General features: G+C 35.3%; 26 protein-coding genes. 5 read left to right on the top strand and 21 right to left on the bottom strand.

Translation table 11 applies throughout. The features are described from left to right. The first annotated feature begins 50 nt into the window (after positions 1-50). The gene (locus ACHRV3_RS03195) at positions 51-1,073 is read left to right on the top strand and encodes a helix-turn-helix domain-containing protein (RefSeq protein WP_395435631.1); all 1,023 of its coding nucleotides are present in this window, start codon (positions 51-53) and stop codon (positions 1,071-1,073) included. A 46-nt stretch (positions 1,074-1,119) separates the two neighbouring features. On the opposite strand, the gene ACHRV3_RS03190 is transcribed toward ACHRV3_RS03195, so the two are convergent. The 7 genes from ACHRV3_RS03190 to ACHRV3_RS03160 all read right to left on the bottom strand — a co-directional run bounded on the left by ACHRV3_RS03190 (position 1,120) and on the right by ACHRV3_RS03160 (position 8,802). Then, positions 1,120-2,319 (bottom strand): NAD(P)/FAD-dependent oxidoreductase, encoded by a 1,200-nt coding sequence (locus tag ACHRV3_RS03190; RefSeq protein ID WP_395427589.1) that lies wholly within the window; start codon positions 2,317-2,319, stop codon positions 1,120-1,122. Then, positions 2,316-2,804: a low affinity iron permease family protein gene (locus tag ACHRV3_RS03185; RefSeq protein ID WP_395435632.1), complete on the bottom strand. Its 489-nt coding sequence runs from the start codon at positions 2,802-2,804 to the stop codon at positions 2,316-2,318. Before ACHRV3_RS03185 ends, ACHRV3_RS03190 begins: the two co-directional genes overlap by 4 nt. A gap of 7 nt (positions 2,805-2,811) precedes the next feature. Beyond that, the gene (locus ACHRV3_RS03180; protein WP_230002337.1) at positions 2,812-3,654 is read right to left on the bottom strand and encodes an MlaD family protein; all 843 of its coding nucleotides are present in this window, start codon (positions 3,652-3,654) and stop codon (positions 2,812-2,814) included. Between the two features lie 18 nt (positions 3,655-3,672). After that, positions 3,673-4,452: an ABC transporter ATP-binding protein gene (locus tag ACHRV3_RS03175; RefSeq protein ID WP_395435633.1), complete on the bottom strand. Its 780-nt coding sequence runs from the start codon at positions 4,450-4,452 to the stop codon at positions 3,673-3,675. A 3-nt stretch (positions 4,453-4,455) separates the two neighbouring features. Further along, positions 4,456-5,214, bottom strand: coding sequence for an ABC transporter permease (locus tag ACHRV3_RS03170; protein ID WP_047777168.1), 759 nt, complete (start codon positions 5,212-5,214; stop codon positions 4,456-4,458). 278 nt (positions 5,215-5,492) lie between these two features. Continuing rightward, entirely contained in the window at positions 5,493-7,763 is a 2,271-nt protein-coding gene (locus ACHRV3_RS03165; RefSeq protein WP_395435634.1) for a glycosyltransferase, read from the bottom strand. After that, the gene (locus ACHRV3_RS03160) at positions 7,744-8,802 is read right to left on the bottom strand and encodes a pesticidal protein Cry7Aa (protein WP_047777344.1); all 1,059 of its coding nucleotides are present in this window, start codon (positions 8,800-8,802) and stop codon (positions 7,744-7,746) included. Before ACHRV3_RS03160 ends, ACHRV3_RS03165 begins: the two co-directional genes overlap by 20 nt. 276 nt (positions 8,803-9,078) lie before the next feature. On the opposite strand from ACHRV3_RS03160, the gene ACHRV3_RS03155 reads away from it, so the two are divergent. Continuing rightward, on the top strand, positions 9,079-9,240 hold the full coding sequence (locus ACHRV3_RS03155; protein ID WP_047777346.1) for a DUF1328 family protein: 162 nt from the start codon (positions 9,079-9,081) through the stop codon (positions 9,238-9,240). A 121-nt stretch (positions 9,241-9,361) separates the two neighbouring features. On the opposite strand, the gene ACHRV3_RS03150 is transcribed toward ACHRV3_RS03155, so the two are convergent. The 10 genes from ACHRV3_RS03150 to ACHRV3_RS03105 form a co-directional block, all read right to left on the bottom strand. Then, complete coding sequence (locus tag ACHRV3_RS03150; protein WP_395435635.1) at positions 9,362-9,823, bottom strand: DUF1440 domain-containing protein; 462 nt, start codon at positions 9,821-9,823, stop codon at positions 9,362-9,364. Positions 9,824-9,865: 42 nt separating this feature from the next. Continuing rightward, positions 9,866-10,375 carry a DinB family protein gene (locus ACHRV3_RS03145; RefSeq protein WP_395435636.1) on the bottom strand — a complete coding sequence of 170 codons (510 nt, stop codon included), beginning with the start codon at positions 10,373-10,375 and terminating at the stop codon, positions 9,866-9,868. Positions 10,376-10,423: 48 nt separating this feature from the next. Next, positions 10,424-10,633 (bottom strand): hypothetical protein, encoded by a 210-nt coding sequence (locus ACHRV3_RS03140; RefSeq protein WP_230002332.1) that lies wholly within the window; start codon positions 10,631-10,633, stop codon positions 10,424-10,426. Between the two features lie 10 nt (positions 10,634-10,643). Beyond that, a complete protein-coding gene (locus tag ACHRV3_RS03135; protein ID WP_047777181.1) occupies positions 10,644-11,024 on the bottom strand; it encodes a DoxX family protein in 381 nt (126 codons plus the stop codon). Between the two features lie 572 nt (positions 11,025-11,596). Then, positions 11,597-12,328, bottom strand: coding sequence for a GNAT family N-acetyltransferase (locus ACHRV3_RS03130; RefSeq protein WP_395435637.1), 732 nt, complete (start codon positions 12,326-12,328; stop codon positions 11,597-11,599). Between the two features lie 73 nt (positions 12,329-12,401). Next, the gene (locus ACHRV3_RS03125; protein ID WP_395435638.1) at positions 12,402-13,007 is read right to left on the bottom strand and encodes a Crp/Fnr family transcriptional regulator; all 606 of its coding nucleotides are present in this window, start codon (positions 13,005-13,007) and stop codon (positions 12,402-12,404) included. Between the two features lie 301 nt (positions 13,008-13,308). Then, positions 13,309-14,727, bottom strand: a complete 1,419-nt coding sequence (locus ACHRV3_RS03120; protein WP_395435639.1) for a TolC family protein — start codon at positions 14,725-14,727, stop codon at positions 13,309-13,311. Between the two features lie 132 nt (positions 14,728-14,859). Beyond that, entirely contained in the window at positions 14,860-18,024 is a 3,165-nt protein-coding gene (locus ACHRV3_RS03115; RefSeq protein WP_395435640.1) for an efflux RND transporter permease subunit, read from the bottom strand. 11 nt (positions 18,025-18,035) lie between these two features. Continuing rightward, complete coding sequence (locus tag ACHRV3_RS03110) at positions 18,036-19,256, bottom strand: efflux RND transporter periplasmic adaptor subunit (protein ID WP_395435641.1); 1,221 nt, start codon at positions 19,254-19,256, stop codon at positions 18,036-18,038. A 242-nt stretch (positions 19,257-19,498) separates the two neighbouring features. Beyond that, entirely contained in the window at positions 19,499-20,092 is a 594-nt protein-coding gene (locus ACHRV3_RS03105) for a TetR/AcrR family transcriptional regulator (protein WP_047777193.1), read from the bottom strand. Between the two features lie 506 nt (positions 20,093-20,598). Between ACHRV3_RS03105 and ACHRV3_RS03100 the strand changes: the two genes are divergently transcribed. Next, positions 20,599-20,994, top strand: coding sequence for a hypothetical protein (locus tag ACHRV3_RS03100; RefSeq protein WP_047777195.1), 396 nt, complete (start codon positions 20,599-20,601; stop codon positions 20,992-20,994). Between the two features lie 222 nt (positions 20,995-21,216). Here ACHRV3_RS03100 and ACHRV3_RS03095 read toward each other — a convergent pair whose 3' ends face one another. Next, positions 21,217-22,146 carry a ketopantoate reductase family protein gene (locus tag ACHRV3_RS03095; RefSeq protein WP_395435642.1) on the bottom strand — a complete coding sequence of 310 codons (930 nt, stop codon included), beginning with the start codon at positions 22,144-22,146 and terminating at the stop codon, positions 21,217-21,219. Between the two features lie 97 nt (positions 22,147-22,243). Between ACHRV3_RS03095 and ACHRV3_RS03090 the strand changes: the two genes are divergently transcribed. Further along, positions 22,244-23,095, top strand: coding sequence for an AraC family transcriptional regulator (locus ACHRV3_RS03090; RefSeq protein ID WP_395435643.1), 852 nt, complete (start codon positions 22,244-22,246; stop codon positions 23,093-23,095). A gap of 234 nt (positions 23,096-23,329) precedes the next feature. Then, positions 23,330-23,548, top strand: coding sequence for a hypothetical protein (locus ACHRV3_RS03085; RefSeq protein WP_395435644.1), 219 nt, complete (start codon positions 23,330-23,332; stop codon positions 23,546-23,548). Positions 23,549-24,150: 602 nt separating this feature from the next. Here the strand turns inward: ACHRV3_RS03085 and ACHRV3_RS03080 are convergent. From ACHRV3_RS03080 to ACHRV3_RS03070, 3 genes are all read right to left on the bottom strand, one after another. Beyond that, complete coding sequence (locus ACHRV3_RS03080; RefSeq protein ID WP_395435645.1) at positions 24,151-25,296, bottom strand: putative phage abortive infection protein; 1,146 nt, start codon at positions 25,294-25,296, stop codon at positions 24,151-24,153. A 162-nt stretch (positions 25,297-25,458) separates the two neighbouring features. After that, positions 25,459-25,803: a cupin domain-containing protein gene (locus tag ACHRV3_RS03075; protein WP_395435646.1), complete on the bottom strand. Its 345-nt coding sequence runs from the start codon at positions 25,801-25,803 to the stop codon at positions 25,459-25,461. 12 nt (positions 25,804-25,815) lie between these two features. Beyond that, a complete protein-coding gene (locus tag ACHRV3_RS03070; RefSeq protein ID WP_395435647.1) occupies positions 25,816-26,244 on the bottom strand; it encodes a DoxX family membrane protein in 429 nt (142 codons plus the stop codon). Between the last annotated feature and the right edge of the window lie 128 nt (positions 26,245-26,372).

Raw genomic sequence — 26,372 nt, 5'->3', positions numbered from 1 at the left:
TATCGAGTAAGCTATACCCTTTTAGTGTTGAATTTTTAAATCCTGCCCAAATGAAAATAATTAACATACAAACAGATAAAATTAAGAATATATTTGAAACATTAGCCTTGCATTTAGGTGGAAAAATTACTTGTGATTTAGAGGAATATACTTTAGAATTTCATAATGCTTCGGCGCAAGGCTCCATTATCGGAGCTTCGTTTAATGATGCGATTTCTTATATGCAGTTTGATATGACCTTTTCTGATGAGGTGAGAATGAATATCGCAAATTTAAATGCTTCACCGGTTTATTTTGCGTATTGCTCAGAAGGTAATTTATCTCATCGGTTTAGTGTTTTGGAAGAAGAAAAAAAACTGGAAATGTTCCAGACCGCTATTCTCTCCGCAAGAGAAAAAGAAGAAAATGTTTTGCTCTTTGAAAAGGGCATAAAAACTAAATTTACTTTAATTACAGTTGGAAACCAGTCCGGTGCGATGGATCAGACTAATTCTTTAAACACGAAAGTAAAAGAAACTTTTTTTGAGAATAATAGTCAGGAGAATTTCTTTTATCTGGGTTCTTACAGGAGAATTGCAGAGAAAATAGAACAATTGAGCTCGATCGCGCAAACCGGTATCGTGCGCCATTTACTAAAAGAAGGTATTTTAAGAATCATTCTGGCTACGGAAATTCAGCAGCACGCGGATGATTTAGCCACTGCATCAAAAGATTTCAGTTGTCTGACTTTAAGAGAAATGGAAGAAATAAAAGAACTTTCAGAAACGATACAATCCAATCCGGAAGAAGCTTTTACAATTAAATGGCTGAGTAAAAAATCTGGCTTGTCGCCAAACAAACTGCAAGAGGGATTTAAAATGATTCACAATCGTACCGTCAATGATTTTATTACCCATACAAGAGTTTTAAAAGCGGAAATCTTAATTCGGACTTCGGACTTAAACATTTCTGAAGTTGTTTATTGTATTGGATTTACAAGCAGAAGTTACTTCTCTAAAATTTTCAAGCAAAAATTCAATTGCAGTCCCAAAGAGTATAAATTTAATCTGAATCCTTTGGCTATTACCGCTTAGATTTGAGTGACTAAGCTTTGAGAATCTGAGATGCTTAGAAAAAGAATTATCTGTGAAACTTATAATACTCCAAATCAGGATGTTTTTTGTCTTCAATCGAATGCAAAATCGAATTCATTCCAATGACGCTAAAGGTGATTCCGTTTCCTCCGAAACCTAAAACATAGTGTTCATTTTTATTTGGATTTGGTTTTCCGAAATACGGTAAACCATCTTTGGTTTCGCCAAAAGTACCTGCCCAGGAATAATCTATTTTGAAATCGATTTTAGGGAATTTTCTTTGGAATTTATTCAATAGAAATTGCTCTTTTTTAGGGAGCAGTTTGTCTCGTTTTTTAGGGTCTTTAAATTCTTCGTCTCCGCCACCCATAATGATTCGGTTGTCCTTTGTCGCTCGAAAGTATAAATAGGGAGAGGAGGTGTCCCAAAAAATGGCGGTTTTAAAATATTTGGGTAAATCCGGAAGACTTTCTGAAGCAATTACATAAGTGCTTTTTAGATCAACCACTTTTTCTGTGAGTGTTTCGGTGCTCTCATAACCGCTGCAGTGTACAACATGATCAGCCACGATATTGTATTTTGCTTCCGTATGGGCAATAAGTTTTCCTTTTTGATTTTGAATGGCCGTAATGTTCGTGCGGTCAAAAACCTGCATTCCTTTTTTTTTGCAATAGCGGATTAAATCCTGAGCAAATTGATAAGGATCCATAACCGCTGCGGTTTTAGATTCTATGGCAGCCAGAGCATTTAATCCCAATTTTTCAAGATCCCATTTTTCGAGCCAACTGACATCGAAACCGCTCTCTTTTCGGCATTTGAATTCTGTTCTTAGAAAAGGAAGATCTTTTTTTAAAGAACAGAAATAAACGCTTTTTTTGAATTCAAATTGGCAGTCACTTTTTATTGTATCGACTATAGCCCGCAGATCAAAAATGGCTTTTTTCCCATTCCTATAGCTGTCGATAGCGCATTCTAATCCTCTGACTTTTATTAGTTCGTGTAGTGACACATCAATTTCATATTGCAATAATGCTGTACTTGCTGCCGTGCTTCCGTTGCAAATATCACGGCGATCGGCCATTACGACTTTTTTTCCTTCGTTAAGAAGTTTGTAGGCAATTAAGGCTCCGGTAATTCCACCACCAATAATTAGAATTTCAGTTTCTAAATCGGAACTTAGGGACGGATAACTTACTTCCATTGCGTGTTTTAAGGGCCAAAAGGTTTCTGTAGAACGTAGCTTCATTTTTTCGGGCTTTTTTGGGTACGTATTTTTGTTCGGTTTTTATCTTTTCGTTGGTGTTGTTCGTGTGCTTCTGCAATAGAGTGGGAGATTCGTACACTTTCCTCTTTTTTAGCCAATTCGCTAAGTCTGTGGTAATATTTCTGTACTATAATCATCTCTTCTTCGGTCATACTTTCAATGTCTACCAAACTATTACTGGAATATTCGTTTGAAGCGACTAATTCGTTTAATTTCAATTGAATAGCCAGTGAATCTTTGTTCTGCGCTTTTTGGATTAAAAAGACCATCAGGAAAGTGATAATGGTAGTCCCGGTATTGATAATCAATTGCCAGGTTTCTGAATAATCGAAAAAAGGACCACAAACAGCCCAAACCACAACAATTGAAAAAGCGCCAATAAAAGCGGGTGTACTTCCTGCTGCCTTTGAAACGTGCGAAGCAAATTTCTCGAACGCACTGGTGCTATTTTGTTTTTTAGTTTTCATTTCAATATTATTTTTTGTTTTTTTCAGCCTCCGCTTTTTTAGTGTCTACTTCTTTTTGCTTTTCCTCTTTGGCTTTTTCCTCTTTGGCTTTTTGTTCCTTTTCCTTGTTTTCTTTTTCTTTATTGGCTTTGTCCTGTTGTTCTTCCTTTTTTTCTTTTAACTCTTCTTGCTCTTTCTCTTTTTGCTTTTCTTTTTTCTTGTAATAACCTCTAAACAGAAAGTTGCTTTTGGCGGCTTCCATATTATCGCTAAAACCTTTCGTTCCGGTTTCCAGATTAGACAGTGTATTAGAAACGCTGTTGGCCATTTTATCATCCCTTACTAATCGGGCCAAAGCCCCGTTTCCGTTATTCATACTATGGCTGAAAATGGCTAATTCTTCAGAAATAACGCCGACATTATCAACACTTTTTTTTACGCTTTTCATAATATCGTTCATTTCAATTCCATTGATTGAAGCGATTTTTCCATTGTTCTGAATTATTTTCTGCGAATGCACACCGGGAGAAATGGTAAGTACTTTGTCTCCCATTAACCCGTCAGAACCAATACTGGCACGGGCATCTGTTTTTATAAATTCGCGGACTTCGTCTTTTATAACCATACCCACCACAACAGAGGAATCGTTTATCAATCTGATTTCTTCGATTGTTCCGATGTTTATCCCTGAAAAGCGTACGTTATTTCCAACCTGCAAACCACTGACGGTTTTAAAATTGGAGGTAATTCTGAAGGTATCACCAAACAGGTTTTTTTGTTTCCCAATAAAATAAATGGCAAGTATAAACAGCAACAAACCTATTGTTACAAACATTCCTAATTTCCAAGTATATCCAGATTGCTTCGCCATGATTTCTATTTTTTAGTTTTATTTAAAGAAAGAACTTACCCATTCATCTTCGCTTTTTTCCAGTTCTTTGTAAGTGCCTTCGGCATGTATCACACCCTCTTTTAGTACCATAATGCGGTCTGCTGTCAGTTTTGCACAAGCCATATCGTGTGTAATAATGATCGATGTTGTTTTGCGTTTGTGTTTAATATCAAGTATCAATTCGCTTATTTCTCTTGAGGTGATCGTGTCCAGTCCTGTTGTTGGCTCATCGTACAGAATAATTTCGGGTTTTAGAATTAGCGTGCGCGCCAGACCAATTCTCTTTTGCATACCACCGGATAATTCAGAGGGCATTTTATCTATGGCATCACTCAACCCTACATTATCAAGTGCTTCTAGAATTTCACTTTCTACTTCTTCGGGAGTTAATTCTCGTTGGTGTTTTTTTAAGGTAAAGGCCAGATTTTCCCTAACCGACATAGAATCGTACAAGGCTCCGCCCTGAAACAAAAAACCAATTCGGACTCTGATTGCATTCAGTTCCTTTTTTTTAAGATTCAAAACATTTTCATCAAATACTTTTATTTCGCCTTTATCGGGTTCAATCAAACCAACGATGCATTTTATTGTTACCGATTTACCGGAGCCTGAACGACCTAAAACAACCAAATCCTCTCCTTTGTTTACGGTAAGATTGACACCTTTCAATACCTCGTTATCTTTACCAAATGTTTTACACAGGTTTTTGATCTCGATTATCGGGGTCTGATTTTTCTCTTTTACTTTAGGTTTACTATGTTTTTTTTCTTCAATCATTTTTTAAAAGATTAAATCAGTTAATTGTACGGCAATCATATCGATAATAAAAATGGCCAACGATGCGGTTACAACGGCCGAGTTTGCTGCTTTCCCGACACTTTCGGTTCCATTAGCAGCATTAAAACCTTTGTAGCACCCAATCATTCCGATAAAAAAACCAAAGAAAAATGTTTTGATAGTGGCCGGAATCAAATCAGAATAATTCAACGATTCAAAAATTTGGGCGATGTAGCGATTGAAATTAATATCATCGTGAATGTTGATCCCGATATAACCACCAAGTATTCCGACTGCATCTGCAAAAATGACTAATATCGGCACCATTAAAGTTGTAGCCAAAATGCGGGTAACCACCAGATAATTATAAGGATTGATAGCCGAAACTTCCATTGCATCAATTTGTTCCGTTACTTTCATCGATCCTAGTTCGGCACCAATTCCCGATGAAATTTTTCCCGCACAAATTAGAGCCGTAATTACCGGAGCAATTTCCCGTATGAGCGAAAGCGCCACCATACCCGGTAACCAGGATTCAGCTCCAAATTCCACCAAGGTCGGACGGGATTGAAGTGTAAGTACCAAACCCATAATAAAGCCCGTAATGGCAACAAGTGGTAAAGATTTATAACCAATAACATAACATTGTTTTCTGAGCTCTTTTAGTTCATAAGGTGGAATAAAAAGCTCCTTAAAGAACTTGCCCGCAAACAAGGTTGCATTTCCTACTTCTTCGAATGTATTTTTTAAAGTGAGAATCAAAATAGGTTGTTTTTAGTTATTGTTTATAAAGTCAAAAAAACAAGGGCATATTTTAAAGTTGCTTTTGTATTATTGACCGTATTAAAGTTACTTTGGTAATAGGCGAAAAATATTACAGAACTTTTGAGGAAGTTTATATAATTTACATCGGGAGCTAAAATCAAACGAAGTAACGTTGCCTTAAAGAGTATAAAACAAAAAATCCCTTTGAGAAAAGGGATTTTAAGAGTAATAATGGGTTGTAGAATTACTTTAGTTAAAAGCGTAGTTAAATGTATTTAGGAGTGGATGGCCATAGTGGTTCTGGATTTCGATAAAGGGATTACTTTACTGTCCGTGGCCTTTAGGTTTTCCATTATTAATCTTGCGGTCAAATAACAGATTGTTGATTCAGCCCCTTGATTCAGATTGACATTTTCTCTTTCTAAACCATCGTAGCCGCTTCCGCTAACGGGGTTGTACATAATTTGATTTAAATGATTTTTACCCAAAAACCAGTTGAAGGCTGTTTTCATTTGTTGTTTGTATTCCGGGGATTTAGTGGCATTGTAAAAAGCATTTAAAGTCTGAATGGTATAGGACACATCAATCGGTTGTTCTCCGTATGGATGTGGTTCTGTATTTTTCTGATACCAGCCCTTGTTTGAAATTACACGGAAGTTGTCTTCCAAAAACATTTTCGAAGTAAGAAAATCAAGAGATTCCAGTGCTACTTTTTTATAGATTGGTTTGTTGGTTACCAAATAGGCATATAACATGGATTCCGGAAGGATTCCGTTGGCATAGGTCAGATAATTTTCATACCATTTCCAGTTTTTTGACGCATGAATTTCATAGTTAGAAAGCAATTTTGCATTTAATTTATTGATGATCGCCGCTACATATAAATTGGGAATTGTGCTATGATATAAATACAAGCCTTTTGTTGCAAAACCAATCGAACGCGGTGACTGAATATTTTCGGACCATTTTAAAGCATTTAGCAAACATTTGGATGCTTTTTTGGAAATGGAGTCCGGTAAAATTGCCGAATGAGAAACAACAGTCCCCAGTGCCCAGATCGCACGTGCGTTTGAATCTTCGAGATTTGCAGCTGCATTTTGCTCAAGATGTTCTCGGTTGTTTTCGTCAATATAATTCATAAAATTGCCTTTGGGTTTTTGGCAACGTTCTATAAAATCGAGGTAAATTAAGATGTAAGGCAAATCGTCTTTGTCTTCGGTTAATTTATAATGCATACAAAACGCAATCAATGCGCGTGCATTATCGTCTAAAGTATAACCGGAGGAAGGATCAGGAACAGAAATTTTACTGAATTGAATAATTCCCAACTCGGTAGTCATTTTTTTGATGTGTGCCAGTTCTATTGCAGGATAGCTGTATTTGATTTCATAGGTTTTATCCATAAGTTTTTTATAGGTATTCATATGCGTTATGGCTACGTTTTCCCAAGAGGAAGCCCGTGTTTTCCGGAAGGCATTAATTCCCATTTCTTCTCTTCGTTTTTCGTCGGAAAGCAATTGAATAGCGGCTTCGGCAAACTGATCCGCATCTCCGATATCAACTAAAATACCCGAATCAGAAGTCAGTACCTCTAAAGTATGCGGAATTTTTGATGCTACCAGCGGACAAGCACAACTCATCGCATAAGAAAACGTTCCGCTAACCGCCTGATTAGGATCTTTGGAAGTAAACATATAAATGTCAGTGGCTTTTAAATACTCTAAAAGATGAGGAGTATCGAGGTATTCGTTTACAAATCGGACATTGTCGCGCAGTTGTAAATCATCAACCATTTGTTCCAGTCGGTTTCTATAGGCATCAACGCCATTGATGATATTGTTTGGGTGCGTTTTTCCGATAATGAGGTAAAGTACATTTGGTGTATTTTTGATAATTTTCGGCAATGCCTTTAGACCCGTTTCGATATTTTTTCCTTCACCCAAAAGTCCAAAAGTGGATAAAACCAGTCGGTCCTGAATGTCGAATTTTTTCTTTGCGCTAAAAGGAGTTTCATACACTACCACATGTGTTCCGTGTGGGACGCAAGTAATGAGTTCTTTTGAAATGCCATAATCATTGACCAGGATTTCCTGTGACTGATTGGTCATCACAAAAACCGAATGGCTATACCTTAAAAGTAATTTTACAAAAGTCTTCAATTCATCGTTTGGATTTGGAATCACGCTGTGAAAAGTAAAAGTCACCGGTTTTTTGATAACATTTAAAAAGTCCAGCAAATGATCGCCATAATTCCCTCCGAATAAACCAAATTCATGTTGAATGTGCACCAGCTTAATGCTTTTGTCAGAATTCATTTCTTCAGCTACGGTCGTGTATTTTTTTCTGTTTTTTGTGTTTAAAGTAAATGCCTGAGTTGGTTTTATTTTTGGTTTATCAACCAATTCACAAATTTCACAAAGTATTGATTTACCATAAACATCGGCAATTCCTTTGATTGTATCCTGCGTATAAGTAGCTATTCCACATTGTGTTGGTGGAAAAGTTGATAGAAAAACTATTTTTGATTTAGTCGATAGTGCTTTCATAGGGATTCTTTTTTAGTTCGTTTAACAAATCATTCAGGTTCACAGAGGCCACTGCGATTTTATCATCGGCGGCACCATAATAAATATAAAGCCGCTCATCAAAAAGAGCCGTTCCGGTCGGGAAAATAACATAGTTTACATACCCATGTCTTTCGTAATATTCCGATGGAGTTATTAGCGGAACTTTTAATCTTGACAGCACCACCTTCGGATTATTCAGATCCAATAATGCGGCACAGGCATGATAAACCAATCCTTTTTCTCTGCGTTCTGCGGCATGGTAAATTAATAACCAGCCGTCAGGTGTTTCTATAGGTGGAGCACCGGGACCAATATGACTTGTTTCATGATCAAATTGGGGCTCCATAACGATATGATCCGGGAGATCTTTCATATATAGTTTCCAGAAATCTTCTGTCAGTTCTTTTTTATCCTCAAAACTGAAAATTTGAATGGATGGAAATAAACGGTGTAATGCAACAAATTTCCCCTTAATTTTTTTCGGAAATAATACGACGTTTTTATCCCATACATATAAATTGTCCTTGATGGTCTCTGTTAAAGGGTAGTTCCTTTCTACATTAAAAGCAAGTATTTTAGCCACACTGGGATTTTGTAAATGCTTGCGGATAAGATTTGTAAATTCATTCAGTATAAATCTTGGCGTGATAATGCCTTTCTTTTTGAAGCTTTTTAAATCTTTGGAAACGGCCAAAGCACCACAGGCATTTATCCCGTCATAAGTCACATAAGTAAGATAATACAAATCATCAATTTTTGAGATTCGGGGATCTTCAACACCATGAATTTCATAAATATATTCAGGAGAAAAGAGCGGTTCTGAATTTCGCTCTACTAAAGTGGTAGGCCCTTCAAAGCGACAATACCCCACCGTTGAAAAATTACCTTTTTTGGCGGCTCTGTAAAACATATGAACTGTATTTCCGTCCTGATAAATGGCAGGATTTAAAACACCCAGTTCTTCAAAAGGGCGCTCCGTTTTTTCTAAAACCACACCATGTTTTGTAGCTAACTCCATATTTTCTAAATTTATTTTATCTAAAATTAGAACGAACAAAATGGTAGGAGTAATCCAATCCACTAAAAAATTAACTCAAAAACATTTTCATTGGAATTTTATAACGTATCAAGTGAAATTCTGATACTTCTGTTTTCTTTCTGAAATTTATTGAGTTTTGTATTTGATTGCGCTAATAAAAAAACGGATTGCGTTAAGAGCGGTTGTTTTTTAGTAAGAAATTTGAATAAGAAATTAAGAGCTTATAGTTCAATTTATAAATTAAAAACAAATCATATGTTACGTTGGACAGTCATTTTTATTATTCTTGCCATCATTGCGGGAATATTTGGTTTTGGCGGAATTGCCGCCGGAGCAGCTAGTATTGCAAAAGTTTTATTCTTTATATTTTTAGTGTTATTCGTTATTTCATTAATATCAGGAAGAACAAAAGTGTAGCAATAATTTATTAATCGTATAAAAAAGAAGCGTCGCAGTAGTAAGTACTTGCGACGCTTCTTGTGTATTGTGAAATGTTTTTTGTGAAATGTAAAATTGTGACTATGACTGTGACTGAAAACTACCGATCATAATACTTCCTCGTGATACAGGCGATTGGAAGTCCGATACAGAATATCAGAATTAAGACAGACAACAGGGTCGGGAAGTCCAGGCTTTTTGCGGGTAGAACCGGGAAGACGATTGGTAAAACAACCAGATTCATTACAATCCAAACTAAAATACCGTATAAAATACCGGAAGCTAAAGTGCTCTTTTTTAAGAGTGGAAGATAGGGATAAAGGATAAAGTAAAACCAAGCAAAAAGCAACGCAATTAAGAAATGAAAACCGAGTCCGTACCATGCCATTTCAGGGCCACCGGTATAAGCTTCTTTTTTGAAAACACCACTGGCAATGGATTGTAGAATCTTTAGTGGGGTAGTTTTTTGTAAAATAAGAGCGTAAATAACAATTGCAGCAAGGATATCTAATGTTCCGGCAATTAATCCTGACAAAAAAACAGTTCCGATTTTTGAATTCATATTTTAAAGTTGCTTTAAATTGAAAATAAAATAGCGATCGATTTACTGTTTTTGTACTATTTTAGAAATGCTGTCTAACTGTCTAAGATGTCTTGTGATATGAATGAGGGCAAAATTAATCCATTCATAAAAAGTGAATTTACCGAAGCCCGGAAGTTCAAAATCAAGATAAGTTAAAGTTAAATCATGCGTTTCTGAAACGGTTAATAATTCTTCCTCTATTTTTAACAGAGCTAAAGTTAAGGAATTTTTATTATATTCTTTATTGGAGGGAATTAGGAACTCAGGAGCTTCCATTTTGATGTCAAAGTCATAGAAAAGAGCTTCTATATCTTTTATTTTTTCATCCGGTTTTCGGATTGTTTTTTCCGTTTTTCCGGCAAACATTTCGGGATAACCGGAACAACCTGTAATAAGATGTCTAATGACTTGCGCTGCAGTCCAGCTACCTTCAAAAGGAACCGTATTCAATTCACTTTCGGAAAAAGAAGAAAGCGAATCATTCAGTTTTTTAAAGGTGTTAACGATATTTTCTTGAAGTGCTGTTTTCATTTTTAATGCTTTAAATTAAAATTAAAACTATTTTTTTCGTTTTTTGATTTACAACAATGCTTCACACAAATACCCGTGTGAATTCAAAATTGCTATAATTTTTTTATTTGAAATGGAGGAACTGTGAATACGCAGAATTTTATCGCAGTCTTCCAAATCAAAGCTGATTAGGCTGTTTGGAAAATGCTCAAGAAGTTTTCCAATAATAAGTGTCGATTGGTCTTCTTCCTGAACATTTGTTTTAAAAACTTCAATCATAAAAAATGATTTATAGCGCAATTCTTTTAAATCGCTCTAGTTTATGATACGAAACATAAGAAAGGATTAGAACCGCAAAAACGATCAGCGGGAAAAACGCCTGAAAACCAATTCCGTCAACGGCAAAATGGCTGATAGAAGCAAATGTAAAATCAAAACCAAAACCGGCATAGGCCCATTCTTTAATGCGTGCCGGAACCTGCGGGATGATTAAGGCTAAAACGCCCAGAATTTTAAAAACAACTAAAGCATTTCCGAAGTATTCAGGATAGCCCAAATGTCTGATGCCTTCTTTTGCAAGCTCACTTTGTGAAGTTAATGCCGGCATAACGCCTTCAAATAAAAAAATAAGGATAGTAGTAGTCCAGAAAATAATTTTGGTTGATTTCATAAAAATTTATTTAAATGGTTATTGGTTAATGAGTTACAAATCTACTAATCTTATTCTTCTTATTAAATACGTATTTATGACTATTTTAGGGTCATTTGGGACAATTGTGTTTGTGTTTGTCTTTGGTCTCGGTCTCAGTCTCGGTCTCAGTCTCGGTCTCAGTCTCGGTCTCAGTCTCAGTCTCAGTCTCAGTCTCAGTCTCAGTTTTCAGTCTCAGTTTGATTTAGTCAATGTAAGGAATATAAAAACTTTGCGGCTTTGCGTCTTTGTGCAAAATTTTTCACGCAGATTTGGCAGATTTAGCTGATTTATTTGGATTGCTTTTGCTTGGTTGACAAAACAAAAACAAACTTTTTATTAAAATCCGCATAGAAAAAAAAGATTTGCAGCTCCCAAAAAAGTTTAGAATTTTAAGGAGTATAAAAACTTTGCGCCTTAGCGTCTTTGTGCAAAATTCTTCATACAGAATAAGCAGATTTATGTGGATTTTCTAAGAACAACAAGCACCCTAAACACAACAAAGAAACCAGTGACCAAAAGTTTGGAATTTGGAATTTTAAAAAATTTGGAATTTACCCCAAGATATAGTTTTTGATCACGAACAAGTCATCAAACCCCAATCGGGTATAGATATCTTTCCCCATGGCGGAGGCTTGCAGCAAAGCATATTCCGCTTTTAAATCTATTGAGAGATTAAGGGCAAATTTCATGATTTCTTCGGCAAAACCTTTGCGTCTCATCTCGGGGATGACGCCCACACCGTGAATACCTGCGAAATTTTCGGTTTGATAAAGCATCAGCGTACCGATGGGTTGTTTATTGAGAGAAACTAAATAAAAATGTACTTTCGTATGATTCTGAACGAGGATTTCTTTGCCAATCACATATCCAAAAGCACTTGGATAGAGAGTAGCCCAGATTTCGGCCTCTTCCTCTGTTGTAATTCGTTTAAAATCCAGGTTGTTTTCCAGTGTGAATTTTTGATCTAGTTTTAAAGCCATTGCTACTTGTTCGGATTTTACAACCAGGCCTTTGTCTTCCAGTATTTTATTCGAATTACTGTTGTAGATATCAAAATACGGAATAACTAAACCCGAATTGGCTTTTATTGTTTCAATGGCTTTCTCGGCATTATTTTCTGAAATATCTTCACGAAGCCATAACTTATTGGGCCAATCGGAATTTTCAATTTTGGAATATTCTAAGTTTTCGTTTTTATGATAGGATAGGGAAGAAGCTCCAACGGTTTTCCATAAACCGGTCAGATTATCAATATTATTTTCGATTAGATTGCTATTTTTCATTGCTATTGTAATTAATGGGATTGTACTACAAAGTTAAGTTTAGAATTTGTCGAAAGTCTTTACATATGTTGATTCAGAGCTCTTTTTCCAGATTTTTTCTGATACGACTTAATTGGGTTGGTGTAATCCCCAAATGTGAAGCGATATGCAGTAGCGGAATTCTTTGCGAAATGTCTGGATGTTTCGAGAGCAGTTGCAGGTATCTTTCTGTTGCATTGTCCATCACTAATGAGATCTCTCTTTTTTCTTTTTCGATCACCCAATTTTTTTCCAGATAAGCAATGTAAAAGTTTTTTAGATCTTCCTTACTGAAAATCAATTCTCTGTATTTTTTATAATTGATAGAGATCAAAATAGAATCTTCTAAAGCTTCTATAGAAAAATCAGACGCTGTCTGTTGTATGGATGAGGCTTTGGAACCTGCAAAATAACCATCAAGAAAAATATTCTTGTTATAACTATTTCCTGCCGTATCGGTAATGAAAGCTCGTAAAGCACCTTTGCAAATAAAGTAAAGTTCTTTAGCAACCTGACCAATATGCAGCAGTATGTCCCCCTTTTTTACGGATTGAAATTCAACTAGGTTTTCAAGTAATTCCCAGGATTCCTCAGAAATAGGAGCATAACTTTGAAAGTTTAGTTTTAAATCGTTGAGGTATTTCGTTTGGTCAGGAATCATTTTAAGAAGTTTAAGACATTCAAAAATACAGAAATAAGGTCAGATTTGTCAATGAAAATTATCAATTAAAACCACAAGTGACAACCACAATTGGCAACCACAATTGGCAACCACAATTGTCAGTCTGAGCGAAGTCGAAGACCCTTTTTACCACAAAAGCCCTTCGACTTCGCTCGGGGTGACACTCAAATGATAATAAATTAAAAAATTCGTGCTAATTCGTGCCAAAATAACCAACAAAAAAACGCTGTAAAACCGAAGTATTACAGCGTCACTCAAATAAATAATTAAAAAACGGGTATTATCTCCAACCTCCGCCCAATGCACGATATAACTCGGTATTAGCAGATAATTGTTCTCTTTTTAGGTTTGCTAATTCTAATTCACTTTGCAATAAATTGGATTGAGCAGTTAAAACTTCCAGATATTCAGCCATTCCATTTTTAAATAACAAATTCGAATTTTTGATCGCCTGCAACAAGGTCTTTACGCGTTCCTGAAGAAACGTTTCCTGTTGTTGCAGTTTTTCTATTTTTACCATAGCATCAGCCACTTCGCTTACCGCTACCAAAACGGTTTGTCTGAAATTCAGAACTGCTTTTTCTCTTTGAATTTTGGCAATATTATATTCTGTTTTTACTTTTTTATTGTTCAATAAAGGCTGTGTCAAACCACCAAGAGCCGTTCCGAATAAAGAAGCCGGAATGTTAAACCAACTGCTGGTTTCGAACGAATTTAATCCGCCCTGAGCTGTGATTCTTAAGGCAGGATATAAATCTGCTTTTGTGATTCCGACATTTGCATTGGCGACTTTTAAGGCCAATTCGGCACTTTTTACATCCGGTCTTCTGCTTACTAATGAAGAAGGAACTCCAATAGCAGCATTATTCTTAACCTCAATGGAAGTCAAAAGAAGATTTCTTTTTTTCGCATTTGGAAATGAACCTGTCAAAACACTCAAAGCATTTTCCTGAATGGCAATGTTTTGTTCTAATAAAGGAACCAATTGTGCCGCACTTAATTTTTGTGCTTCCGATTGTTGAATGGCTAATGAAGTAACTTGTCCAGCATCGTATTTTAGTTTGATGATTTTGGTGGTACTGTCATTTAGTTTCACATTTTGTTTGGCGATTTCCAATTGGGCATCCAGCATCAAAAGATTGTAATATCCTTTTGAAACATTGGCAACAATAGTGGTCTGCAATGCTTTTTTTACTTCTTCAGATTGCAGATAATTCGCAAAAGCGCCTTTTTTCTGGTTTTTGATCTTTCCCCAAATATCAGCCTCCCAAGCAAGCGAAATTCCTACCGAATAATCTTCAACATGTTGTTTTCCTAATGCTTGATTCAAATTCATCCCGTTGAAACTGTTTTCAGAGGGACGATTGATGCTTGCATTTGCAAAAGCATTGACCTGAGGAACATTATTCCATTTAGATTGTGTAAATCTGTATTGTGCGATTTCAATGTTTTTGGCAGCGATTTGTAAATCATTATTTCGGGTTACAGCACTGTCAATTAATTGAATGATATCTTGTTCGGTAAAGAAATTTTTCCATTCCAAATCGGCAATACTTGTCGTATCTTTTGAAACCGATGCATTCCTGAAATTTTCAGGAAAGGCATCTTTTGGAGTTTCAATATCCTTCGAAACTTTACAGGATATTATAGTGGTGATCAGAATGGCGACCACCACGATTTTGGTTATATACTTTTTCATTTTTACTTTATCGTAATTAAATTTCAGGACATTTATCTTCTCTGGTGTCAAGATCTTTGGACACTTTATAGGAGAGATAAGCAACGAAGACGATAACCGTCATTAGAATTGTCGTTATATAGTTTTCCATTTTTATTTTTCGTCGTTATGAATTACAGCTACGGGTTTTCCCGAAACTTTTTCTTGTAAATGTTGGAATACGATGAATAAAACCGGGATGATAAGTAATCCGAGAATTACTCCCGAAATCATTCCACCTGCGGCACCAATACTAATCGAATGATTCCCTTGTGCCGATGGTCCTGTGGCGCTCATCATTGGAATTAATCCTACTACGAAAGCCAGTGACGTCATGATAATCGGACGCAAACGTAATTTTGCAGCATCTATCGAGGCTTTGACTAATGCCTGACCTGATTTTCTTTTTTGTACCGCAAACTCTACAATAAGAATGGCGTTTTTAGCGAGTAATCCGATAAGCATTACTAAAGCTACCTGTACATAAATATTGTTTTCAATTCCGGTTAAACCAATGGCTACGAATACGCCAAATATACCTGCAGGGATTGATAAGATTACGGCCAAAGGCAAAATGTAACTTTCGTATTGTGCAGCAAGTAAGAAATAGATGAATATCAAACACAATAAGAAAATAGTTGCCGATTGTCCTCCGGAAGAAATTTCTTCACGGGTTTGTCCCGAAAATTCATAACTGTAACCTGCAGGTAATTGTTGCGCTGCAACTTCTTCAATCGCTTTAATCGCATCTCCCGAACTAAATCCCGGTTTTGGAATCGCATTGATCGAAATGGAATTAAACAAATTATATCTCGAAGCGGTTTCCGAACCATAAATACGGCTTAGTTTTACCAAGGTATTTATCGGAACCATTTTGCCATTTTTGTTTTTCACAAATACTCGGTCAATAGCTGACGGGTCTGCTCTGTCGTCAATATCTGCCTGAACTACCACTCGGTAATACTTACCAAATCGGTTAAAGTCAGAGGCCTGTGCACTACCAAAATAGGCTTGCATGGTTTGCAGTATGTCTTTGACTTTTACACCCAACTGATCGGCTTTTTCATCATTAATATCCAATTGTAATTGTGGATAATCGGCTTTGAAACTGGTAAAGGCCACAGCAATCTCGGGACGTTTCATTAATTCTCCAATGAATGTTTGGGAGATTCCACTAAACTTATCCAATTTACCTCCGGTTTTATCCTGTAATACTAAATCTAATGCTTCAACATTACTAAACCCCGGTACAGTTGGAAAACTGAATACGAAGAAACTTCCTCCTGAAATCGAACCTAGTTTGCCACGAACCTCATTCATGACTTCGTCGATATTTTTGATTTTGCCACGTTCTTCATTTGGTTTAAGCAATACAAAAATAACGGCAGAAGACGGGCTTGTAGAATTGGTCAATAAGTTGAAACCTGAAATAGCGGTTACAAAACGGAAAGGATCCATACCTCTCAGCGTATTTTCGGCTTGAGTCATTACTTTTTGAGTTCCGTCTAAAGAAGTTCCTGAAGGCGTATTAACCGCAATAGCAATAAATCCTTGATCTTCTGTTGGAATAAATCCTGATGGTGTTGTTTTTACCATTACAATCGTTGCGAATGTAATTAGAACCAAACCTCCTAAACTAACCCATTTGTTGCGAATTAAGAATTTTAATCCACCAACATAACGGTTGGTCAAAGCGTTGAAACTGTTATTAAATCCGGCAAAGAATTTTTCTTTAAAACCTTGTTTCACATAAGGAGTTTCACCATCATGTACACCATGATTATCTTTTAGGAATAAAGCAGCAAGAGCAGGACTTAAAGTCAAAGCGTTTACTGCCGAAATTACAATTGCAATAGCCATAGTGAAAGCAAACTGACGGTAGAAAACACCTGTTGAGCCTTCCATAAAACCAACCGGGAGGAATACAGCAGCCATTACCAGCGTAATCGAGATAATAGCACCCGTAATTTCGTGCATGGCTTCATGTGTTGCTACTTTTGGAGACAGTTGTTTGTGTTCCATTTTGGCATGCACGGCTTCGACCACCACAATCGCATCATCGACGACAATACCAATGGCTAAGATTAAAGCGAAAAGCGTCAAAAGGTTAATCGAAAATCCGAACAACTGCATGAAGAAGAACGTTCCTAAGATTGCTACGGGAACAGCAATAGCCGGAATTAAAGTCGATCTAAAATCCTGAAGGAAAATAAATACCACAATAAATACTAATATAAAAGCTTCAATTAAAGTATGTTCAACCTGAGCAATAGACTGATCCAGAGATACTTTTGTACTGTAGAAAATATTGTGTTTTATTCCTGTAGGGAAATCTTTAGAAGCTTTAACCATCAATTCGTTAATCGCCACCTGAATATCGTTGGAGTTAGATCCGGCCAACTGAATGATACCAATTACAACTCCTTTTTTACCGTTTAAACGGGTCAAACTGTTGTACGAATACGCTCCAAGTTCAACTCTTGCCACATCTTTCAAGCGAAGGACTGAACCGTCAGCATTTGAACGAATAGCAATATTTTGATAATCTTCCGGTTTGGTTAGTTTTCCTTTGTATTTAATTACATATTCGAAAACTTCTTTACTTCTCTCTCCAAATTTACCCGGAGCAGCTTCCAAACTTTTGTCCTGGATGGCTGCCATAACTTCATTTGGCGTCACATTATAAGTTGACATTTGCGTTGGATTTAACCAAACACGCATCGAGTAATCTTTTACACCACCAAAAATACTCGCAGAACCTACACCCGGAATACGTTTGATTTCGGGAATAATATTGATTTGTGCATAATTGGCAACAAAGGTCTGATCGTATTTAGATTCATCATCGGTGTACATACCGATTGCCATGATAAAACTGTTCTGTTGTTTTGCGGTGATTACACCTTGCTGAACCACTTCTGCGGGCAACTGACTTGTTGCCTGAGCCACTCTGTTCTGAACGTTAACCGCTGCCTGATCGGCATCTGTACCCAGTTTAAAGAATACGGTAATAGCCAAAGTGCCATCATTACTGGCAGTTGAGCTCATATAAGTCATATTCTCAACACCATTTATAGATTCTTCCAGGGAAGGAGCAACAGAACGCAGAACCGTTTCTGCATTCGCTCCCGGATAAACTGCCGTTACCAAAACCGATGGCGGTGCAATATCAGGAAACTGTTGTAAAGGCAATTTTGTAAGTCCGAGCACTCCCAAAATCACCAACAGTATGGAGATGACGGTTGCCAGTACGGGTCTTTGTATAAATATTTTGAACATTTTCGTAAAAATTATTTTTTGTTAATTATTTGGGCAACTTTTGTTGTATTTGATTTCTCAGGCTGAATGGCTTGACCTTCCTGTAGTTTATCAATACCACTCAATACAATTTGGTCACCGGATTTTACACCGTCTTTGATTAGATAATTAGTACCACTTTTACCGATAACAGTAATGGGCATTTTGGTTACTTTGTTTTCTTTGTTCACAGTAAAAACAAAGACTTTATCCTGCATTTCGATTGTTGCAGATTGAGGAACCAGAATAGCATCGTCATGTTGAAGACCTAAACGAATTCTTCCAGTATTTCCTGAACGTAAAGTTCCGTTGGCGTTTGGAAAAGTGGCTCTTAACGTAATGGCACCTGTCGTTTTATCAAACTGACCGTCAACCATATCAATTTTTCCCGATTGCGGGTAAGCGTTGTTGTCTGCTAATATTAAAGAAACTGGAGGTAATTTTTTGATTTTGTCTCCAATGCTATTTCCTGCATATTGTGCTTTAAAGTTGATGAAATCAGTTTCACCCAAAGAGAAGTAAACAAAAACTTCATGCACATCTGAAAGTGTTGTCAAAGCTTCCACATCGGTTGCAGCAACTAAACTTCCTTGTTTTTTAGGTAATCTTCCGATATAACCACTTACCGGAGCAGTAACGTTGGTGTAGCCTAAATTAATTTTGGCCGATTCAACCATTGCTTTTGCTTGTTCGATATTGGCTGAAGCAATTTTTTGAGAGGCTTTAGCGGTTTTTAACTGATAATCAGAAACCACTTTGTTTTGTACCAAAGGAGTTAATTTATCGACTTCTAACTGCGCATTGATTAAAGCCGCTTCGGCAGCGTGAAGATTTGCCAATGCATTGTTTAATTGCTCACGAAACGGACGTTCGTTTATTTTGAATAAAGATTGGCCTTTAGAAACATAAGCGCCTTCATCTACCAAAACACGGTCTAAATTTCCACTAACCTGTGGACGGATTTCAACATCAACAGTTCCTTGTATAGAAGCTGGATATTCAGCATCTGTGGTAGTGTTTTCGCTTGTTATGGCCAAAACCGGTAATAGTGGTGCCGGTGCAGCAGCTGGTCCTTGTGATTTATCTGCACAACTGGTTAATACTAGTGCCAGGATAAAACTGGTTATAATTACATTTTTCATTTTAATATTGGTTTTAATTTGTTGGACATTCTCGTTTTTAAAATATTTATTTATAGTTGTATTTGAGTTCATTTTTTAATAGTATTAAATTTTCTAACGTTGTTAAGTGAATTGGCGCAAAATTCCATATAATTATGCCTTCCAAATCTATTTCATAATTGGTATTAAATTATTTATCACTGTTAAGTAAAATAGTAAAAAAGGGTTCTATATTACTTTATTAAATTATTTATCAGTGTTAAGTGAAATAGAAAAAAAGGTCTAAATTACTCTATTAAATCATTTATCACTGTTAAGTAACGATTAAATTTTTTTTATTGTATTGATTTTATGATACCACCAATCGCGTCTTTCAGAATCTGATTGTTGATTGTTTCCATTACGTCACTTTTAGTTATGATATTGATCGCAATCAAACCGTGAATGACAGAAAAGAAAGTATAATATTTTTGTGTAATAACTTCCTGAGTTGGGTTACTGTTTTTCATAACCTTAGCAATTACATCAGTAAATAATCGATAAGGTGTTTTAGCAGCATCACATTGCTCCGAGCAACAGTTCATTTGTACGCCAAACATCACTTGATACATTTCGGTATCGGTAAAAGCAAAATCCCAATATGCCATCCACATGGCTTCTAATTGGTCTTCCGGTTTTTCAAATTGTGCTTTAGCCACTTCCAGTTCTTTTCCCAACTTTATAAAACCTTTACCTGTTAGTTCACGTAAAATGGCATCTTTGTTAGAGAAATATTCATAGATAATTGGAGCAGTGTATTCAATCTTATCGGCAATCTTTCGCATACTAAGACCTTGCCATCCTTCATCTTTAACGATGTCATAAGCAGCTTCAAGAATGTTACTTCTTGTTTCTTCTTTTTGTCTTAAAATTCGATCTTTACTTGCCATTTTGATTGAGTATTAAATTACTTAACACTGTTAGGCAAATGTATGACGATTTTTTAAAAGAAAATAATTTTCTGCGATTGTTTTTTCTTATAGCACTATAAATACCTTGTAAAAGACTGATTTTACAAGCCTTAATATCATTTCGACAAAGGAGAAATCACGCAAGTTGCTCCGTTTCAATTTTCCGCAATGTTGTCCTACTGAGGAACGAAGTATCTTCAGAAGTAACTGCTTAAAGTTGAGTTAAGCGCAATCGATTCAGCGAACGGAGATCCTTCGTTCCTCAGGATGACAAACTGTACGTGAGCTTCTTGTGTGATTTGCGTCTATTCGCTTTCGTTGAAGTCTCCTTTGTCGAAAGAGCACGATTGTGAAAGTTTAATTTAATAAAATGAATGAATAAGGTATCGCTTCTTTTGAGGTCAGATTGAAAATCATAAAAGAAAGATTTTTCTTTCTTTTATGATTTTGTATTTGTAATATTGCGTAACTAATAATAGAAGGAAATGGATGAGATGAAAATTATTATCGAAAGAAACGAGGATGGCTTTTGGGGATATGCCGAAAATGAGAAAGCAATTGTGGGCGGTGGAGATACTGTTCACGAATGCAAACAAGATGTATTAGATTGTATTGAAACGCTTAAAGAACTTAATGCGGATAATAAATTAGAGTTTCTTGAAAAAGAATATGAATTGGTTTATAAATTTGATATCGTTAGTTTATTAAGTTATTACAAAGGAATATTTACAAATTCTGCACTTGAACGTATAACGGGTATAAATCAAAAGCAAATACAACATTATGCTTCTGGTCACAGAAATCCAAGAGAGGAGCAACGTTTAAAAATTGAAAATGCTTTGCATACTTTAGGTAAAGAACTTTTGTCTGTTGAGTTATAGATAATGATTAGATATAGTTTGTGTATTTAACCGTAAGACTCGCAAAGATTTTTTCTTGCACGCAGATTTAGCAGATTTAGCAGATTTTTTTTATAGGAGGTAAATCAGCCTAATCTGCTAAATCTGCGTGCAAAAAAATAGGTACTAAATTAAAATGGAGTCGTAATGCTATAAAATTATACGCAAGCCTTGCAGTTAATTCACATAAAGGGCATGAGCAAATTACGCCCCGTATAAACTCTTTATCTTATCATTGACTGCACTATAAAACGGTGTTTGAATACCATTTTTAAAACATTCATCAATAACATAGTCAACCAAAAAGGCTTTCTCGGTTTTGTTATTATTCTCAAAATCAAGCTGCAATGATGATTTGGATTGATAAGGGAACTTGTCTAATAAATTTTTAGCCGTTTCAATATCTTCATGAGTAAGAACGATATTGTTTTTGCCGGCAAGGGATTGAATCTCGATCATCATATTTTCGAGGATATGCATTAATTCTTTGTTTTCCAGTAGTGCTCCGAAAGACACTTTATAAGCTGAAGTAATAGCAGCAACGGGAGCCACGAAAAGATACTTTTTCCACAAAATCTCTTTTATGGTATCAACCTGTGTGATATCGAGATTTCCGTTTAATAGTATATCGGTTATCCATTTAGAATTTTCGTTGCCTCCGATGAAAATTTTACCTGGGCCTCCAATATGTTGTATGTGTCCCGGTTTTTTTACATTGGATGCGACATAAATGCAACCTTCAATAATTGGCTTTGAATCAGGTAAAATGCTACCAATTATCTCTGCTGCGTTGACTACATTTTGTAAAGTAATTATTTGAGTGTCGACAGTAATGCAGTCTTTGTAAGTCGATACCATTTCGTTTATTGAATAGGATTTACAGCTCAGAAGTATCACGTCTAATGGTCCTATTTCGCTTGGATTGTCGGATGCCAAGTAGGGGTGTACCGTTTCTGTTTTATCTTTAGATTCGAAGATCAGACCCTTGTTTTGAATGTTGTTTTTGGTTTCTCCTCTGCAAATAAAAATAATCTGCACATTGGTATTTTGGTATTTTTTCGCCAGCGGAGCACCTATAAAACCGCCAATACCACCAATTCCTAAAATTCCAATTTTTATTGTAGCTGAGTTCATTTTGTTTTTGTTTTAATTTATAGAATAACAAAGTAAACAGATTCAAAGAAATTTACAGATGTAATAATATAGGTTATATTTGTAAAAATTGAGGATTATGAATAACACTTTTTTTATATACAATGATTTTGAAATCTATTCGGTAGAGGAACTGACTTGGAAGAAAGAAATGCACCGACATAATTTTTTCGAAATACTGTTTATTGAATATGGGGAAGGGATTCACATTTTAAATTCGAATAAACATTCGTATAAAAAAGACGATATTTATTTGCTGACGCCAAAGGATTATCATTCTTTTAAAACGGCAAAACCAACAAAGTTTCATTGTCTGCGATTTCTTCCGGGTTTTTTCTCCGATAAAAGTGAAAGTGAAGACATCGAACAATTATTCTTTTTGCACAATCAGACCAACGGAAACTTAATCTTTCTGGATGATGACAAGGTTTTTTGTGAATCGATTATCTTAAAAATTCTCGATGAGGTTGCCCACCAGAAAAATCAAAACGAAAGTGTTATAAAATGTTTGATGATGACCCTGATTCAGTTAATTAAACGAAATGCAGTCAACAATTACGATACGCTCGATTATAAAGTTACGGAGATCTTAAAGATTGATACGATTTTAAATTATATTCGTGTTCATATTGCGAATCCGCATTTGCTCAAAAAGAAGGAAATGGCGAATCACTTTAATGTTTCTTTAAACTACATTGGAGAATATTTTAAAAAGCATTTGAATATCAGTTTAAGAGATTATATCGAACAGACGAAACTGAATGTTATTACAGAAAAATTGAAAAAGAGCAATTTGACTTTTTCCGAAATCAGTAACGATTTGGGGTTTATAGACAGCAGTCATTTTAATAAGTTTATCATGAAAAGCACAGGGAAATCGCCTTCTGATTTTAAAAGAACGTTGAGTGCGGATGGTGTTGGAGTTGTTTAATTGATTTGTTTAGCTTTTTAGAAAAGACTTTTTTGCAACTTACTATACGAATATAAATTAGATTTAGTGGGTGATTATTATTGAAATAAAAAACTTACAATTAAATAACCTTTTCGCTATATTTACAGTTCTTAAATCTTCACATTAAGAATGAGGTAAAATTTGCCCTGATGTTATGTCTGCGGTATCGTAAGCATTAATCTGCAAGGGTTTTATATTCACTAAATGTAAGTTATGAGAACAAAGACACTTTCAAAAAAAGCTGAAACAAGGCTAATCGATTTTTTTAACAATACCATAGACCGAAAAGATATGGCTAAGGTATTAAGACAGGTAAATTATATACTCGCTTTAGGAGTTATAAAGGAAGAAGGGGCAACCGATTTAGAAGATAACTTTTATTGGTTAAATGAATTGGCCGAAGTTTTAAATCCTTATTTGGATAAGGAATAGATTTTGTCTGATTTGTAAAATTATTAAACCTCGATCTTGAAAAGATGGAGGTTTTTTTATTCTTTGCAATCATTACATTATCATTACAAAAGTTTTCTCACTTGGGAATGACTATGCTAAATAAGTTACTGTAATGCCATCCCGTATATCCATATTTTAAACTTGCTATGAATATACCCAGTGATAAGTTGAAAATAATACTTGCGATAGTCATAAAACTGAACAGTTTATTTTTAATTAAAATTAATAGTGAGCCAATAGTAATTAAGAAAGCGTAGATATTAATATAGTGTGCAGTTTGTGGGCCTGTAATTATAGAGACAAGGAAGCTGAATAGCATTATACAGGACGATATGATAGAAAGTAAAAATATATTTTGATATTCTTTTTTATAAGTCATTTTGTACTGCGGTATACGTTATCATTTTTTTTGGTTGTATGCTGGCGCGAGCGTCCCGCTCGTGCTATACGTCATCAAATTTAAGTTATTTTTGCTTTTTTCTAGCTCTTAATAATTGGTTATTAATTAGTGAGTTCATGAGTGGGACGCTCGCGCCAGCGAAGAATTGTTGCTTAATTACAATAGTTTTATTGAAAAATAACTAATCATTATCCCAATCTTCAAACTCAAATAAGGGATCATGGTCTTTCTCTTTCTCTTTTCTAAAATCGCCTTTTAAATCAAAAATTTCAATAAGCTTAAAATCTTGAATAAGAATATCTTGATAGACATTATGAATCATCCTATAATCAGTAAAAAATCTATTTTGTTTTGAATTGTCTTTTTTATCTTTTTCGGATTGTTCCCATTTAAAACCAAAACCGGATTTCCAGTTGTAGAACAACATTACTTGTTCCGGATTAGATAATTGCGCTCTTAAAATTCTTAAATATTTTCTTTTTTCTTCGTAAGAAATAAAACTCTCTTGCTGACTAGCAACGAATTTTACTATTTGAAAAAGATGCCTATACAAGTGTGCTAAATAAGTGGCATGTCCTTCGATTTTCTCTGTATTAAATTTAATATTTGCTTTTGCGATTTCATTGTAAAACTGTTGTTCTTCTGTTGGTTTTTTGGGAGGTCTTCTATTGGGGAGTCTGTAGAAATTATTCGTTCCGCCATTATTTATTCCGAAAAAATATAAGTGATAGGCCTTTTTCAACCAATATTCACTATTTTTTTTGTCGAAGATAGTTTTTGCAGCATTATAATATAGTTCTATTTCCTTAACGTGGTATTCAAAAGCTTTTCTACCATTAATATCGACTAGTGCTGTTTGGCTGTTTCTTAACGAATAAGTAAGAACTTTTTTTTCGGAAATAGATACCTCATTTACGTTGTCTTTATGTAATCGCAACATTTCATAAAATTGGCTTTCAAATTGTTGAATTTTAAATTGTTCTTGTACTTGATGATTGGCTTGATATTGAGCATAAAAAGCAAGAGAGGCAGCTATTATTCCAATAAAAGCAATAAGGGGGTTTAAAATTCCACCAATTAAGTCGCCGTAAGGGCCTACTTTAGAATAATCTATTGTCGTAGTAAGAGGTTCAGTTAATAAGTCATTTGTAAAATCTAATGTAATTGCTAAGAAAAAGGAACAAATACTCAATAACAGTAAAGATATAATTATCGTTTTGCTTTTTTTCTTCGTTTGATTTTTCTTTGAGTTATGAAATAGGAAGAATACAGAAAAGAACAATGCAATTACTGCAATTAGAGAACATAAACTAGCGAAAAATGTCATTTAAAATCTTTTATTTGGGATTATTTCAGTTTGTTAAATGTAAAAATTATTTTATCAATTTGATTACGAGAAACCGTAAAGTAAGATTTTTTTGTAATTTACTTTTTTGTAAACAGAAAAAGCCCTCAGAAAGTTTGTCTTTTTGAGGGCTTAAAAAGGTTCTTATTTCACTATTACAACCTCCTCCGGAACCTTAAACAACAAAGTACATCCCGTTTTAGTAAATACAGAATGTGTACTTCCCGGTGGCATGTAAAAATAATCACCTGTTTTTAATTCGTCTTTTCCGGAACGAATTTCACCTTCGAGAACAAAGATTTCTTCTCCGGCTGGGTGAACGTGATTGGGGTAGGAGGAACCGGATTCGAATTTTAATAGAAATGCTGTAGGTCTGTTGGCAATCGGGTCAAAACATAAAATTTTTGCCGAAATTCCTGCTGTATTTACACCTTCTTCGATTAAAGGTTTCCAATTGAGTTCGCTGGTTCTTGTGATTTGTTTTTCCATTTTTATTGTTTTTTAGTTTGTTTTATTGTTTAAAATTTCATCTAAGCTCCATCGGTATTGTTCTACGGTTGACAATAGAAGAGCGGCCATAGAGAATACAAATACGGAGTAATCCAATGGGTCTTTAATTCCAAAAGAGTAGGTCATTGCGAGTGCAAATAAGAAAGTTAGAATTGAGGCTCCGGTTGCGGCTAATCTTGTTTTGTAGCCAAATAATAAGAGAAGTGCCAAAAGCGCTTCGGCTGTTGTTGCGGTAACGGCGATTGTTGGAATAGCGCTTTTAGGTGCAAAAGAATTTACTTCTTTGGCGTAAGCTAAAAACTTTTCCCAGCCGGAGGAATATTTTCCTAATAATCCCAACCGACTTAAAACGGCAGAAGAAAATCCTGCTGCCAATGCCATTCGTAATAGGAAAATGGCATGATCTTGATATTTTTTCATAATGATTTGGTTTGTAACTAAACATTTTTTTAACACATAGAGACATAGTTTTGCTATATTAATAGCAGGCGTTTCACTAGTTTAAAAATGAAATAATGATTTATCTTTTATATGTCTTTGAAAATAAA

This window comes from Flavobacterium sp. FlaQc-49, from assembly GCF_044005985.1.
GTDB classification, from domain to species: Bacteria; Bacteroidota; Bacteroidia; order Flavobacteriales; family Flavobacteriaceae; genus Flavobacterium; species Flavobacterium cupriresistens.
The sequence above is the reverse complement of the archived record's forward strand: the minus strand, read 5'-3'. Positions and strand labels throughout refer to the sequence as shown.